The 14568-nt window shown below is 61.5% G+C and carries 13 protein-coding genes, 1 tRNA gene and 1 pseudogene; 4 read left to right on the plus strand and 11 right to left on the minus strand.

Going from position 1 to position 14568, the window contains the following annotated elements; genetic code table 11:
* Positions 1-2: 2 nt before the first annotated feature.
* Positions 3-317, minus strand: coding sequence for a hypothetical protein (locus IP79_RS06370; protein WP_156318158.1), 315 nt, complete (start codon positions 315-317; stop codon positions 3-5).
* A gap of 110 nt (positions 318-427) precedes the next feature.
* On the opposite strand from IP79_RS06370, the gene IP79_RS06375 reads away from it, so the two are divergent.
* Positions 428-1465, plus strand: coding sequence for an endonuclease/exonuclease/phosphatase family protein (locus tag IP79_RS06375; RefSeq protein ID WP_233994106.1), 1038 nt, complete (start codon positions 428-430; stop codon positions 1463-1465).
* A gap of 38 nt (positions 1466-1503) precedes the next feature.
* Here the strand turns inward: IP79_RS06375 and IP79_RS06380 are convergent, their stop codons facing one another.
* Both IP79_RS06380 and IP79_RS06385 read right to left on the minus strand, forming a co-directional pair.
* Positions 1504-3669, minus strand: a complete 2166-nt coding sequence (locus tag IP79_RS06380) for a catalase (RefSeq protein WP_082337057.1) — start codon at positions 3667-3669, stop codon at positions 1504-1506.
* 88 nt (positions 3670-3757) lie between these two features.
* Positions 3758-4195, minus strand: a complete 438-nt coding sequence (locus IP79_RS06385) for a ferritin-like domain-containing protein (RefSeq protein WP_054118450.1) — start codon at positions 4193-4195, stop codon at positions 3758-3760.
* Positions 4196-4270: 75 nt separating this feature from the next.
* Here IP79_RS06385 and IP79_RS06395 point away from each other — a divergent pair, with 75 nt between their 5' ends.
* A complete protein-coding gene (locus tag IP79_RS06395; protein WP_233994107.1) occupies positions 4271-6697 on the plus strand; it encodes a putative bifunctional diguanylate cyclase/phosphodiesterase in 2427 nt (808 codons plus the stop codon).
* 286 nt (positions 6698-6983) lie between these two features.
* Here IP79_RS06395 and IP79_RS06400 read toward each other — a convergent pair.
* Positions 6984-7059, minus strand: a tRNA-Trp gene (locus tag IP79_RS06400).
* Positions 7060-7140: 81 nt separating this feature from the next.
* Here IP79_RS06400 and aat point away from each other — a divergent pair.
* Positions 7141-7725 (plus strand): annotated as a pseudogene (gene aat, locus IP79_RS15770) (leucyl/phenylalanyl-tRNA--protein transferase); the annotation flags it as partial.
* Positions 7726-7796: 71 nt separating this feature from the next.
* Here the strand turns inward: aat and IP79_RS15195 are convergent.
* Genes IP79_RS15195 through IP79_RS06425 form a run of 4 tightly spaced genes read right to left on the minus strand, consistent with a single transcriptional unit; the run spans position 7797 to position 9984 of the window.
* On the minus strand, positions 7797-8384 hold the full coding sequence (locus IP79_RS15195; protein ID WP_082337059.1) for a DUF2155 domain-containing protein: 588 nt from the start codon (positions 8382-8384) through the stop codon (positions 7797-7799).
* A 5-nt stretch (positions 8385-8389) separates the two neighbouring features.
* A complete protein-coding gene (locus IP79_RS06415) occupies positions 8390-8821 on the minus strand; it encodes an NADH:ubiquinone oxidoreductase subunit NDUFA12 (RefSeq protein WP_054118455.1) in 432 nt (143 codons plus the stop codon).
* A gap of 48 nt (positions 8822-8869) precedes the next feature.
* Positions 8870-9385 carry a DUF192 domain-containing protein gene (locus tag IP79_RS06420; RefSeq protein ID WP_233994108.1) on the minus strand — a complete coding sequence of 172 codons (516 nt, stop codon included), beginning with the start codon at positions 9383-9385 and terminating at the stop codon, positions 8870-8872.
* Positions 9379-9984, minus strand: a complete 606-nt coding sequence (locus IP79_RS06425) for a RecX family transcriptional regulator (protein ID WP_233994109.1) — start codon at positions 9982-9984, stop codon at positions 9379-9381. The genes IP79_RS06420 and IP79_RS06425 overlap by 7 nt, the downstream gene beginning before the upstream one ends.
* Positions 9985-10211: 227 nt before the next feature.
* Between IP79_RS06425 and IP79_RS06430 the strand changes: the two genes are divergently transcribed.
* Positions 10212-11960 (plus strand): fatty acyl-AMP ligase, encoded by a 1749-nt coding sequence (locus IP79_RS06430; RefSeq protein ID WP_054118458.1) that lies wholly within the window; start codon positions 10212-10214, stop codon positions 11958-11960.
* A 121-nt stretch (positions 11961-12081) separates the two neighbouring features.
* On the opposite strand, the gene IP79_RS06435 is transcribed toward IP79_RS06430, so the two are convergent.
* The 3 genes from IP79_RS06435 to IP79_RS06445 form a co-directional block, all read right to left on the minus strand.
* Positions 12082-12300, minus strand: coding sequence for a helix-turn-helix transcriptional regulator (locus IP79_RS06435; RefSeq protein ID WP_054118459.1), 219 nt, complete (start codon positions 12298-12300; stop codon positions 12082-12084).
* A gap of 3 nt (positions 12301-12303) precedes the next feature.
* Entirely contained in the window at positions 12304-12705 is a 402-nt protein-coding gene (locus tag IP79_RS06440) for a hypothetical protein (RefSeq protein WP_054118460.1), read from the minus strand.
* Positions 12706-12901: 196 nt separating this feature from the next.
* Positions 12902-14473, minus strand: a complete 1572-nt coding sequence (locus IP79_RS06445) for a TIGR00341 family protein (protein WP_054118461.1) — start codon at positions 14471-14473, stop codon at positions 12902-12904.
* Positions 14474-14568 lie beyond the last annotated feature (95 nt).

The following is a 14568-nucleotide window of genomic DNA, read 5'->3' on the forward strand; positions in this document are numbered from 1 at the left end:
CTCTAAGCCATCACGAAGCGCGAGTGTTCCATCGCCCGCACGGTTTTCTTCTGCTTGCTGCAAATCAAGCTGCAGAAGTGCGACCCCTGACCCGCAAAAACCGCTGCCCCGTTGACCGCCACATCGCCGACCGCAAAACAGAAGGTATGGGCCCGCGACACCGCATCGCGCGCGAAGATCCTGCCGCCCATCTGCTGGGTCTGCCTGCCAGCGACGCCTCCCTTGCTGCTGGTGTTTTGCTCACGGATGATTGCCGCCGGCGGCTTGCATCTGCTGCGGACCATTAAGGGGTCTCGCCATGAGGCCAAATTGTTCATATTGCGCGCATTCGATCGACAATCTGCAAAGGGATGCAAGGGCTTTGGCGCGAGAATGGACGCGATTGGGCGGCGTGGGCTTGTGGACCGTGCGTGCGTTGGCAGTGATCATGATTGCAGGGTCGCTGGCGAGCGCCACCTGGTTTGAACAATGGTGGATTCGGGTCTGGGATTTCCCGCGGCTCCAGATCTTCATTACTCTTTGCGTGCTTGCAGGTCTGACAGCCGTGCTGGATCGCAAGACCCGTCCGGTTCTGCCGCTGCTTCTGGCAGTGTGCGCAGTGTGGCAGGGCTATCGCATCTTCCCGCACAGTTTTCTCGCTGCAACCGAAGTCAAATCGGCAGCGGCTGCCAGTGACGATGCAGCGTGCATCCGCGTGTTCGCCTTTAACGTGCTGCAGGATAATCGCGATTACGCCCGAGCGCTCGAACTGATCCGCGAGGAAAACCCGGATGTCATCCTGCTCACTGAAACAGATGACGCTTGGGCTGCGGCGCTCGAACCTGTGCTGCGCAATTATCCGCACCGGCTCGATCGGCCGCTGCCCAATACCTATGGCATGATGTTCGCCTCTCGCTTCGCCATGACCGATGCAACCATTCAAGACCTTGCGATGCCCGAAACGCCTTCGGTCATGGCAACCCTGTCGGTCGATGGGCGCAAGGTGCGGTTCTTCGGCATCCACCCCCACCCGCCGCGCCCCGGCATTGACACCGACGAGCGCGACTTCGAACTGGTCAGGGTCGGCAGACTTGCCGAAACCGAAACGCGCCCGGTCATGGTGGTAGGCGATTTTAACGATGTGGCCTGGTCGAATACCTCCGAATTGTTCAAAAAGACCGCCCGCCTGCTCGACCCGCGGATCGGCCGGGGCAGCTTTGCGACCTTTCCGTCAAACATGATCTGGCTCGCCTGGCCGCTCGACCACATTTTTGTAAGCGAGCATTTTCTGTTCAAGGACATGCGCGTGCTGCGTGATATCGGATCGGATCACCGCGCGATCGTGAGCGATCTTTGCCTTGATCCTGACCGTGCCGAGCGCCTCAATGACGAGCCCGAAGCAGCGGATCGAAGCGACCGCGCCAACGCCCGTGACATTGCCGAAGACTATGTTGAGGCCCGCAAGGACAAAGCCGCCGGCAACTGAAGCCAGTCACCGGCGGCCTTGCTTTCTGTCACATAGGATTACGCCAGATCGCGGACCTTGGGTTCGCGGTGCCAATGGCGGATCGGGCCGGTCTTCACGAAGTCTTCCGGATCGACGATGCCGTCGTCCGGCTCGATATTCGCCTTGGGCAGCAAATGCTCGCGCGTGCCGCCGCAGGCGCCGATGGTCTTGCAGTGGAACCAGGCATCGGCAAACCACGCGACCGCGCCGACATCCTTGGCGAGCTTTTCGGCACGCTCGGGCATCAGGATCGCGACCACCGCATCGAACATCACCGAAGGCGTGCCGGCCAGCTGTCCATCGGCCTTGAGCGTGCCGCCCTTGACCTTCAATGGCCCGATCTTGGGCGCGACCAGGAAACTGGTGCCGCCCGCCTTTTCGACTCCGGCGACGATCTCATCGATCAACTCCTTGTTCGACCCTTCGTCGAACAGGATACCAACCTTGCGGCCTTTGAAAGTCGCCTCGGCGTTTTTCTGGATCGAGAGCGCATCAGACGTGCCCAGATCGACCGGCTCCTTGGCGGCCTTAGCCTTCGTGGGCAGATCGACGCCGAGCCCTTCAGCGACCCGCTTGGCAAGGTCTTCGTCGATGTTGCGCAAACGGGCGATGACCGCCGGCGGGATGTGTTCGATGCTCACCTTGGAAAGTTCGAACACCAGCGCGGAGGCGATGTGCGCCTGCTCGTTCTCGGTCTGCGAGAGGTAGAACATCCGCGCCTGGCTGTAGTGATCGGCAAAGGTATCGGCCCTCACGCGCAGCTTTTCCGTGGGATCGTTACGCTCGGCGTTTTCGCGGAACGATGTGAACCCGGTTTCAGGGCAAGCGCGCGGGCCGCCGTCCTCACCAGCTTCAGCGAGCGAGTTGGGTTCGTAATTCGCGCGGCCCTTGGGCACGAGCGTCTGCATCATCCCGTCGCGCTGCATGTTGTGGAACGGGCACTTGGGCGCGTTGATCGGAATCTGGTGGAAGTTGGTCGTGCCCAGCCGCGATTTCTGGGTGTCGAGATAGCTGAACAGGCGGCCCTGTAGCAGCGGGTCATTGGAAAAATCCATACCAGGCAAAATGTTGGTCGGAAGAAAGGCAACCTGTTCGGTTTCGGCGAAGAAATTGTCGACATTGCGGTTCAGCGTCATGCGGCCGATCACTTCGACCGGGATTTCCTCTTCAGGAATGAGCTTGGTGGCGTCGAGCACATCATAGGGCTGCTTGGCCGCCCACGCCTCGTCGAACACCTGCACGCCCAAGTCCCACTGCGGATAATCGCCTGCATCGATCGCTTCCCAAAGATCGCGGCGGTGGAAATCGGGATCGGCCCCGGCAATTTTCACCGCTTCGTCCCATGTCGTGCTCTGAAGACCCAGCACCGGCTTCCAGTGGAATTTCACAAACCGGCCTTCACCTTCTGCATTGATGAGACGGAAGGTGTGGACGCCGAAGCCCTCAATCATGCGCAGCGATCGCGGGATGCCGCGATCCGACATCGCCCACATCACCATGTGCATCGTTTCGGGCATCAGGCTGACGAAATCCCAGAAGGTATCATGCGCGCTGGCGGCCTGCGGGTAGCCGCGATCGGCCTCCATCTTCACGCTGTGCACGAGGTCGGGAAACTTGATAGCGTCCTGAATGAAGAACACCGGGATGTTGTTACCGACCAGATCCCAGTTGCCTTCCTCGGTATAGAGTTTGACTGCAAAGCCGCGGACATCGCGCGGCGTGTCGACGCTGCCGGAGCCGCCTGCGACCGTCGAGAAGCGGACGAACACGGGGCAGGTGGTGCCGGCGTTCTGAAATAGCCCCGCGCGGGTCCATTCGGGGATTGGACGGGTAACCTCGAAAGTGCCGTGTGCACCGGAGCCGCGGGCGTGGACGATCCGCTCAGGGATACGCTCATGGTCGAAATGGAAGATCTTCTCGCGCAGCACGAAATCCTCGAGCAGCGTCGGTCCGCGTTCGCCTGCGCGCAGCGAGTTCTGGTTGTCGGCGATGCGGTGACCGTGGTTGTCGGTCAGGTGGGCCGCGCCATCGCCATGGTCGCCGCTGGCCTCAATGTCCTGATGCAATTCGCCCGCATTGCCGGTGTTGTCAGTGAAGGTTGCCGAACCCTCGCCCTGCTGGCGGTCGCGCAGCGCGTTGCCGGTTGCCGGGGATATGTCGTCGGGGGAGGGTTTGCGGGCCATAATGGGTGTCCTCGAAAAGTGGAAAAATGCAGGAACCAGCAGCGCGGCGCGCGGGGGGGTGGGGGCGCCGCGCTGCCGGATCGAAAAATCAGTCGTACTGATCGGCCAGGCGATCGGTCATGCGTTCGCCTTCGCGGATTTCGGAAAGGGCGGACTGAACCACCGAGCGCGTGGTCGGATCGAGATCGGTTGCCTCGAGCGCTTGCTCGAACTTCTTGGCGAGGTAATCTTCGCCTTCCTCGACACGCTCGACTGCAACCTTGTCGCCGCTCGCGAACAGGTCGGTAAGGTCCATCCACAGCCGGTGCAGTCCGCCGGTTGCGGTGCCCTTGGTCACCAGATTGCCGCCCAGACGGGTCAGTTCGGCGTTGAGCTTATCAAGCGTCTTCTGGCGCTTTGCGGCCTGTTCCGACAGGATCCGCTTCAATTCGGGCGACTTGGCGGTTTCGCCAGCCTTGCGGTAGCCTTCGACCGAATCATAGGTCGTGTCGATCAGCGTTTCGAGCGCGGCGGTATTGACGTTCATAATTATGTTTTCCTCAAATTTGTCACATGCGATTTCAGCATGTGTTCGAACTTAAGGAAGATGGAAAAGCGATGAATGTTCCGTAGCCGGGTCGAGCTGCCCGCTTTTCAGGGTAGCCGCAATTGCCCGGTCGCGGCGTCAGCAATCCTGTCCGGCCGGCTTTTTCAGAAGCAGGCTCGGGATCGCAATCAAAACTGCGGCGAAAGAGACCGGCGTATGCGCGTCGGTGAATTGATCACCACCCCCGCGGCCGGGTTGCGGCGGGAAGAATACCTTTGGGATCGACTGGCGCTGAAAGATAGCTTCGATGGCATGCATTACGCTGCCTCTCTCGGGTATTCCAAGCCCGATCAAAACTTCTACCGTGCCGTAGAAGCCGCCGTTCATAGGGGGACTGCGGCATGGCTGCTTCCTCCAACTGGGGGAATCTATTTATCATCTAACACCGTTGTCTTTAACTCGGCCGCTTTAAAGTCGCGCCTTGGTGCGGTCACACGGAAGGCCACTTGTAAGGCAATGCGAGATATCATCCGACTTTTCGATCTGGACACGAGCGATCCAGAATTGATGCGAGCGCAATTCCGCTCGTTTCAGGGGCATATCCCGCTTCTTTACGGGATTCTCGTCTGCAATACGGTGGCTATCACCGTGACGTCTTTCAATGCAGCGCTGCTGGTCAAGACGCTGTTTGCTCCAATCGCCATTTCCGCAATCGCCATCACCCGGGCGATCTGGTGGCTACGACAGGGTCACGCGCAAAATTTGAATGACACACAAATCTCGAAGCATCTCAAGCGCACTTGCCTGCTTGCCGTGATGATGACTCTGACTTTCAATGCCTGGGTGATTTGGGTCTATCAGGACGCGGGTGCGTATGCTCGAAGTAACCTTACCTTTTTCCTCGCACTGAGCCAGGTCAGCACCGTCTTTTGTCTGATGACCCTGCGGGCGGCTGCGATGCTGGTCGCGGCGGTGAGCACGATTTCCTTTGCGCTCTATTTCTCATGGGTGGAAGGTGGCCAGCTGTTACCGCAATCGCTGGTGCTGTGCTGCGTGTGCATCGGCATGGCGGTTGTCACGCACAGCTTCAACCGCTCCTTTTCCGAAGTCGTGCAGTCACGCCGCACGCTGCACACCCGCCAGCTGGAAACCGAAAAGCTGAGTGAGGAAAATCGCCGTATCGCGTTTAGCGATCCGCTTTCCGGCCTACCCAATCGGCGGGAGCTTCTTGCCCGGCTTGATCGCCTGGAACAGCAGGAAGGATTGCTGAAAAACAGTTTGGCCATTGTGTTTATCGACTTGGACGGCTTCAAGTTGGTCAACGACGAACATGGCCATCATGCCGGTGACGAACTGATCCGCACCGTCTGCCAGCGCCTGCGCGAACAATGCCCCGACAATGCTATCCTGGCCCGGGTGGGCGGGGATGAATTCGCGGTGCTGCTGGAATCCGCCGGGATTGCCGAAAATGCGCATGCATCAGCCCTAACGTTAGCGCTGCGCCTGCTTGAACAGATGGCGCTGCCCGTGCTGGTTGATCGCCATGTGCTGCAAATCAGCGGATCGATCGGCATTGCCAGCAATACAGACGCGGGCGTGAACCCGCGCGAACTGCTGCGCCGGGCAGACCTTGCGATGTATCACGCCAAAACCGGGGGCAAGGGGCAGGTAGCGATTTACAGTGATGAGCTTGACAAGGGACGGCTGAGACGCATCGAGATCGAAGGCCAGATCGGCACCGGGTTGGGCAGCGGCGAATTCGATTTGGTGTATCAACCGATTATCGATGCAGCCAGCGGCGCGATTGTCGCTGTCGAAGCACTGCTGCGTTGGCCTCGCCGCGCCCAAGGCGCGCTTTCACCTGACGAGTTCATTTCAGTCGCGGAAATGACGGGCCAAATCCACCCTCTCGGCCTCTATGTGCTTGAGCGCGCTTGCCGCGAGATCCAGCCTATTAGCGGGCTGGGCCTAAGCGTGAATGTGTCGCCGGCCCAATTCCGGCATCCGGGATTTGAACGGCAAGTTCTCGATATTGTGAAGCAGACCGGCTTCCCGCCCGAATGCCTGCAGTTGGAGATGACGGAAAGTTATCTGCTGACCAATCCACGTATGGCGATCAAGGCGATGAATACCTTGAAAGCGGCTGGCATTTCGCTTGCGCTAGACGATTTTGGGACGGGTTTCACCAGCATCCACTACCTCAAGTCTTACGGCTTCACCCACATCAAGATCGACAAGTCCCTGCTGAAGGGGCTCGAGCCCGGTAGCAAGGCAACCATGCTGGTTGCCGGCGCGGTCACGCTGGCAATGGCGCTTGATATGAACGTTATCGCCGAAGGTGTGGAACACGAAACGCAAGCCAGCATCCTGCGCGATCTGGGGTGTCACGAGATGCAGGGCTACCTCTTCGGAAAACCGGTCCCATTGGCTGAGCTTAAGGGCATTCTTGATCGTGCGGGCGAAAAGCAGCGACAAAAACAAAGGCTGCATATGGTGCCGTAAATCGAGTGGGTAGATCAAGACAATGCATACGGGATGGAAACGAACCGAAATTCTTCGACTGCTTTGCCAGTGCCTGGCAATCGGTCAGGCGGATCCATTCTGGGCCACAAATATATGATTGCACGGGATAAATTGAGAAGGGATCTCCAGCCTCAAATCCCTCGCCTATTGCAGTCCAAGAGAGGCCGAATCATGATGGTCAAATCAGACCATGCCAGGGTGCCGCGGGGTTTCCGCTTGCAGGGTAGAGCAAGTCTTTTCAGCGGCTTACATTACTTTACAGTAATGGCAGGGGTGTGCGGACTCGAACCGCAGGCCCTCGGTTTTGGAGACCGATGCTCTACCAACTGAGCTACACCCCTGCAGCGCTTTGGAGCGGTGCCTTTATCGAAGGCGGGGGGGATAGGCAATCCTCTTTGCCGCCTGTATTATGCGGCGCAACCATGCACGCGCCGCAACGCCCTCCGATCCCGGTCGAAACCCTGCTCCTGGCCTATCGCAGCGGCATCTTTCCGATGGCCGATACCCGCGAGGATACCGAAGTGTTCTGGGTGGAGCCGCGCGAGCGAGCAGCCATCCCGCTGAATTATCTCCGCATGTCGAAGTCGTTGCGCAAGGTGATACGCGCTGATCGCTTCACCGTGACAGTTGATCGCGCATTCGAACAGGTGATCCGCGCTTGCGCGCAGCCACGCGCCGATCATCCCGAAACCTGGATCAGCGAACGGATCGTGCAGAGCTATCTCGGCCTTCACCGTGCCGGTCACGCCCATTCGGTCGAATGCTGGCTGGAGGATGGTGAGGGCGCGCCGCAGCTGGTTGGCGGATTATATGGCGTCTCGTTCGACCGGGTGTTCTGCGGAGAGAGCATGTTCAGCCGCGTGCCCGATGCCAGCAAGGTTGCGCTGGCGTGGCTGGTGGCGCTGATGCGGGACGCGGGGTTTGCCCTGCTCGATTGCCAGTTCATGACCGATCATCTGCGATCGATGGGCGCGGTCGAACTGGCGCAGGCCGATTACCGCAAGCTGGTGGAAGACGCCGGGGGCCAGCCGCACGCCAGCCTTGGCATGGCGTGGCGCGGCTTTACCGGGGGTGCGGCTTACGCTTCCGGCGCAGGAGCTGTCGAAGCAGCGGGCGACGGGCGCGGCGCAGCGGGTTTGGCCGCAGGCTTATCCGCCGCTGCCGATCCTTCCTCGCCCGGGAAGCGCATCGTGCAATCCTTGACCCAGACATCATAGACCGGGTGTTCGACCACATTCAGGCTGGGCGATTCGCGGAACAACCAGCCGGAAAAGACGCGGCGGCGCTGCTGGGCCCCGCGCTCCTGGATATCGACCTGGACGAAAGCGCCGGTTTCCTGCGGCATTTCCCAAGGCGCCGTGCGCTCGCAAGCGGAAAGGCGGATGGCGACCGGGCCCCTTTCGACCGATTCGCCGGGCTTAAGCCTGATCTCCTCGGAAACATTGTTGCGCTTGTTCAGCAGCCCGATCACCGCAATGCGATCTTCCATCGGAGTGGCGCCATAATCCTTGCTCGGCGCAGCAGGTGTGGCGGCTGCCGGTGCGGCAGGCGCTGCATCGTCAAGGTTGATCGTGACGGTATCGGTCGGCGTGCCCGCACCCTCCCCGCAAGCCGCCAGCGGCAAAGCGCAAGCAAGCGCTGCGGCAAGGCGGAAAGCCGGGGCCATCGGTCTCAGATATCCGCGCTACCGGGGGTCCACGCCTCGTAATCGCCCACGGCCCGTGCGCGCTGGCCGCCACGTTCCAGAGCGCCCTGCGGGACATAGGCCTGCGCGGTGCCGGTCGCATTGGGGGTATAATCGACCTCCCAGATGCGCGGCGGCGGCAGATGGCTTTCAGGCACCTCGTCATAGGTGCCGTGCAGCCAGCCGTGCCATTCGGCCGGCACGCGGCTGGCATCATTGGCGCCGTTGTAGATCACCCAGCGCTTGTCGCGGCTGGTATAGGAACCGTCCGAAGGGCCGGCGGATTTCGCCTTTGCGCGATAATACTTGTTGCCTGCCGCATCGGTGCCGACGTGGTCGCCTTTGGCGCGGCTGGCCCACAGCTGTGTGCCCAGCGTTGCGCCGTCCCACCAGGTGAAGATCTTTGCAAGGATTCCCATAGCGGCGCGCGTAGCGGAATTGGATCACAGCGCCAAGAGGGAGTTGTTTCAGGGCAGGGTATACACAACCCGGTCTCCCGGCATGATCCCAAGCTCCGCCGCGCGGCCCGCGCGCAGTTCCAGAACCGCGCTGGCAAACCCGGACGACGCCACCGAATCGAGCGAATAGGGCACGGTATTGGCCGCGATGTTGCTGATCCGTCCATCCGCGCCAACAAAGATGATGTCGAGCGATAGCGGCGTGTTCTTCATCCAGAAAGACTGCGGCTCCGGCGCGGCGGAGGGGAACAGCATTCCTTCATTATCGCCCAGTTCGGTGCGGAACATCAGCCCCTTGGCCCGTGCTTGGGGACTGGCGGCAACTTCAACCCTGAACGGCAGCGCCTTGCCCCCGCGATCGACCACCAGATCGATCACCTCCAGCCCGGAGACCGGATGGCGCGCTGCCTCTGCCGCCTCTGCCGCCGCGGGAGCCTGCGTGCGCGCGGTGGCGGTTTCGGCCGGCGAACATGCCGCCAGCATCCCCAGCGCCATCGCCCCTGCCACCAGCATGTGCCTTACCATATGCCTTCGCTTCCTTCCTGATCGGCTGCTTCTTCCAGCCACTGCTCGACATCCTCGGGCCCCTTGGCAGCGAGAACGTAGCGCACATGATCATACTGGTGGCCTGCCCGCAGCATTGCTGCAACGGCTTTTTCATGGGCCTTGCGCGCTGCCAGCGGATCGGTTGCCGGATCGCGCCCCATGCTCCACGGGCCGATCCGCTTTTTCTGTGCCATCAGCGCGGCAGCGCGGCGTCCGGCGGCTTCGCCCGGCGCATGGGCCGCCCGCACCTTTGCGCCCACACCCGCAAACCGCAGAGTCTCTTCCACCCGCCGCCCGCCGTATCCGCGCGCGCCAAGATCCCGCGCCCGCGCCCGGGCATAGGCATCATCATCGACGTAGCCGAGCTCCACCAAACGGGCGACAAGTGCAGGAATATCAACCTGAATGGTGCGGGCGCCCCCATCCCCGGCCCGATCCCCGGCACGAACCTCGGCCAGCCCGCGTTCCCTGATCTTGCGCGCCAGATAGGCCTCGACCCGCGCTGCCGTGGTCGCAAAGCGGGCGGCATAATGCAGCGCCAGATCGCGCAAGGCAGCCTCGGTCAACGGAGGTTTCACCCGCTTCCCGTCCCGACGCTGCCGCCCGGAATCTTCCCCGGCATCACTACCGGGCGATGACGAATTCGCTTTACGTGAAACCATTTCGCCTTATTCGTGCCACCTTCCAGTTTAAATGCCAATTATCGGACACTGCCGGATTATGACCGGCAATACGGGGTAATGCCAGAGCGCGCGCGGATTTACGCCAAGGGACGCGCCGCAAACAACGGGTATCGCTGAAAAATATGAACGACGCCGCCTTGATGCCGACGCCGAATGATTGCGAACTGCCACGGATTCGTGCGCAGTTTGCAACGTTCAATGACGCGATCGATTATGCCGCCCTCAGCCGCAAGGGGCTGAACTTTCACGACATGCGCGGGGAACTGGCGCGCGTCTATCCCTACGCCGAAATGCGCGAAGATGCGCTGGTGATGGCGCGTCGCCTGATCGCGGCGGGCATCGGCAAGGAAGACAGGGTTGCCCTGATTGCCGAGACCGGCGCGGATTTCGCCGCATTGTTCTGCGCCTGCGTCTATGCTGGCGCCTGGCCGGTACCGCTGCCCCTGCCGACGACCTTCGGGGGCAAGGAAAACTTTATCGACCAGCTGGCGGTGCAACTGCAAAGCTCCGATCCGAAGCTGCTGCTCTATCCCGAAGAAATCGCCGAAATGGCGTCTTCGGCGGCAGCGCGGCAGGGATGCCAGGCCGAAAGCTGGCAGGATTTCGGCCAGCGCCCCGCGCCCGAATGCGATCTGCCGCAGGCCAACCCGGACGATATCTGCTATCTGCAATATTCCAGCGGATCGACCCGGTTCCCCACCGGCGTGGCTGTCACCCACCGGGCGCTGCTGCACAACCTGTATGGCCATTCGACCACGATGGAGCTGGGCGAGAATGATCGCTGCGTCAGCTGGCTGCCGTGGTATCACGATATGGGTCTGGTCGGCTGCCTGCTGTCGCTGATCGCCAATCAGGTGTCGGGCGATTATCTGAAACCCGATGCCTTTGCCCGCCGCCCGCTGGCGTGGCTCGACATGATCAGCCGCAATCCCGGCAACACGCTCAGCTACTCCCCCACCTTCGGTTACGACATCTGCGCGCGCCGCATTTCCAGCCAGAGCAATGTTGCCGAACGGTTCGACCTGTCGCGCTGGCGCATCGCGGGCAACGGCGCGGACATGATCCGCCCGGACGTGATGCAAAGCTTCGTCAATGCCTTTGCCGAAGCCGGGTTCAAGGCATCTTCCTTCACCCCGTCCTATGGCCTTGCCGAAGCGGTGCTGGCGGTGACGGTAATGCCGCCGGGCGAAGGCATCCGCGTCGAACTGGTCGAGGAAGAACGCCTGTCGGGCGCGCCTCGTGATCTGTCGCGCCCGGCCCGCTATCGCGCGATTGTCAATTGCGGCAAGGCGCTACCCGATATGGAGGTGGCGATTCTGGGCGAAGACAGCGCAGCGCGCAGCGATCACCAGATCGGCAAGGTCTGGTGCCGCGGGCCGAGCGTGATGCACTCCTATTTCCGCAATCCCGAAGCCACCACAGATTGTCTCGTCCCAGATAAAGACGGGAACGCTTGGCTCGATACCGGCGACATGGGTTACACCGCCAACGGCTACCTGTTCATCGTCGGCCGGGCGAAGGACATGATCATCATCAACGGCAAGAACCACTGGCCGCAGGATATCGAATGGGCGGTGGAGCAATTGCCCGGCTTCAACCACGGCGATATCGCCGCCTTCTCGATCGAGATGGAAAACGGCGAGGAAGCCCCCGCCGTACTGGTGCACTGCAAGGTTTCCGATCCTGAGGAACGCGTGCGCCTGCGCGACCAGATTGCCGATAAGGTGCGGTCGGTCACCGGCATGAGCTGCATCGTCGAGCTCGTCCCCCCGCGCACCCTGCCGCGCACATCATCCGGCAAGCTGAGCCGCGCCAAGGCCAAGAAGCTGTATCTGGCGGGCGAAATTGTGCCGATCGATCTGGCAGCATAAGTCCGCCACGCGCCGCGCAGCCAGCGTCCGCTATTCGGCAGACGAATGCGCTTAGCGAACGGCACGGGGCGGGTGGAAAGGCCACATGGGACGAGGCGCTACCCGGCAAGCAAGCCGGTGTTTAGTCACCCTCCCAACCAAATACGTCTTCCAAGCCGACATTGAACACCCTCGCAATGCGGAACCCAGTTTCAAGGCTGGGGGAATAGCGAGCCTGCTCGATAGCAATGATTGTATGGCGAGTGACGCCGACCGCTTCACCAAGGGCCGCCTGGCTCATTTGGCCATGAGCCTCGCGGAGTTCACGGACCCGGTTGGTGATTGGAGGTGCCTTTCCCACTGGTCAGACCCTTGAACGAAGCAGGAAAATCTGAGCGCCGTATTCCGCAAGCTGCCCGAGAATAAGCGACGTCAGCACGATGTGAAACAGCCTCATTCCGTCTTGCGAAAGCATGAAGGCGCCAAGGCCTACAACGACCCCGGTTGCCAGAACATACGACGAGAAATGTGCTGCTTTTTCGATCACTACCCGTTCGCGCTCGTCGACGGGGCTGGACGCTTCGCGAGGCGACGCCACCGCAAGCACAATTTGGGCTGCTATCGACAAAACCACAGCGCCAAGCACGAAGGGAATTGCGGCGGATGAAGGTGGAACCCCGTCGCCGATCACAAGCTTGAGATAAAATCCACCAACCAGGACAAGCGTGCAGCCCATCACCCATGCCGAGCGTTCACGAAAGGCCATAAATTCCTCCTATGTAAAAAATCTTCTACATAGATGGCAGCATCCCGCGTGATGTCAAATATTTTTTACATGCCTTGCTCGCGCCCTCCATTTGCACGACCGTCGGAAACGGGGTCGTTTCCTGAATAACAACACTTTCCGTGGCATCACCAAAGCCGGCCCAGCAACCGGAGCGCGGATTGGGTGGGCGGCAGCGCTACTCTCCCTCGGGCGCCCATTCGGGGCGCAGCGGGCCTGCTCCGCTGCGGATGCTGACAGCGATGCCATTGCCGCGCAAAGTTTCGGCAGCCGTCTGTGCCTCGGTGGCTGGACCAGTCAGCACCACACGTCGATCAAGCCGCTGGGCTGCCCAGCCTGTCAACGCGAGAGCGGCACGGCCCGATTCGGTCAGTTCCGCACCATCGAAGGCAATGCTTGCCGGAAGCGCGCCTGCAGGCGGGATCAGTTCGATCGTCCACTCCGGCTCGCTGGCGCTGATGCGGGTTTCCAGGGTGCGATAGACAGCCAGCGGCGCACCCTCGATCCGCTTGGCCCGCACCAGCGCGCGGCGGCGGTTGCGGTCGATCAGCACCTCGGACTCGGCCACGCCGGCCGCCAGCGACAGCCGCGTGGCGAGCGCTTTCAGGCGTTCGTTGGCCGCGGTTTCCTCCCGCGCGCGGGTGGCGGATAGCTGCGCCCGCTGCGCCGCGCCCGCGCCGGTTTCGGTCTGCGACTGGGTCAGCGTCAGGTCGACCGGGCGGCCCAGCCGCAGAGTGAGGCGGCGGGCAAGGTCGCTTTCGGCGTCCGGCCGGATCACCGGCGTGAACACAATCGCGCTGACACCCATCGGACTGGCGCCAAAGTCGATTTCCACCGCATCAAGCTGCGCCGGGCGTTCGAACGTCTCGCCGAATTCGTCGCGCACGATGCGCTGGGCGTTGGTTTCCCACGCAATCTGCTGGAGCGAGAAGGCCAGCGGCACCGCCAGCCCGACGAACACCGCCAGCAAGGCGATGTTCTGGAACATGGTGTTGCGCTTGCTCAGGGAATTGCGGAAGCCATACAGTCTGGCCATCGCAAATGCCGTCAGCGCGATGGTGATGAAGTTGGTGACGAACAACAGCAGCGCGCCCGAAAAGACCGTCCAGTTGAAGGTGGCCAGGCCAAAGCCGACGACAGCGATCGGCGGCATCAGCGCCGTGGCGATCGCCACGCCGACAATCGCCCCTTCGCGCCCGCGGATCATGGCATAGGCGCCGGCGAGCGCCGAAAACAGCGCGACAAACAGGTCGAACAGGTTGGGCCGGGTGCGCGCGGCGATTTCACTGGTGATGGTCTGGATCGGTGAAAAGAACACCAGCAATGCGCACAGCAATATGCCTATCACACTGCCGACAATCAGCGTGCGCATCGATTGCTTCAGCCACGCCCAGTCGCCGATCGCGAGCGCAAAGCCCAGCCCCATGATCGGCCCCATCAGCGGCGACAGCAACATCGCACCGATCACCACCGCAGGCGAGGACAACAGCAGGCCCAGGATCGCGATCCCGCCGCTCATCGCGGTCATGAACAGATAATGTTCGGATAATGCACCATCATGGCGCCGCCGCTCGATCACTTCGGCCTGATCGACCTGGCCGATGACATGAACCGTCCACCATGACCGCACAGCTTCCACCACACCGCGCAAACCGTGGGGCTGCTCTGTGCTTTCCGGCACGGGGTTCTCTTGCGCTTCGGCCTCGGCAGCGGCTTCGGGCGAAGCGGTGGAACCTGTGGATGCGTTCATCAGTCGGCCTTTGCCAATATCATAACAAAGGCCCGCGATAGCCCGACGCGCGAATGTTTGCCAAGCCATCAGCGCACTTGCCCAATGACGCCCTA

The sequence above is a fragment of the Porphyrobacter sp. AAP60 genome (assembly GCF_001296025.1).
In the GTDB taxonomy this organism is placed as follows: Bacteria; Pseudomonadota; Alphaproteobacteria; order Sphingomonadales; family Sphingomonadaceae; genus Erythrobacter.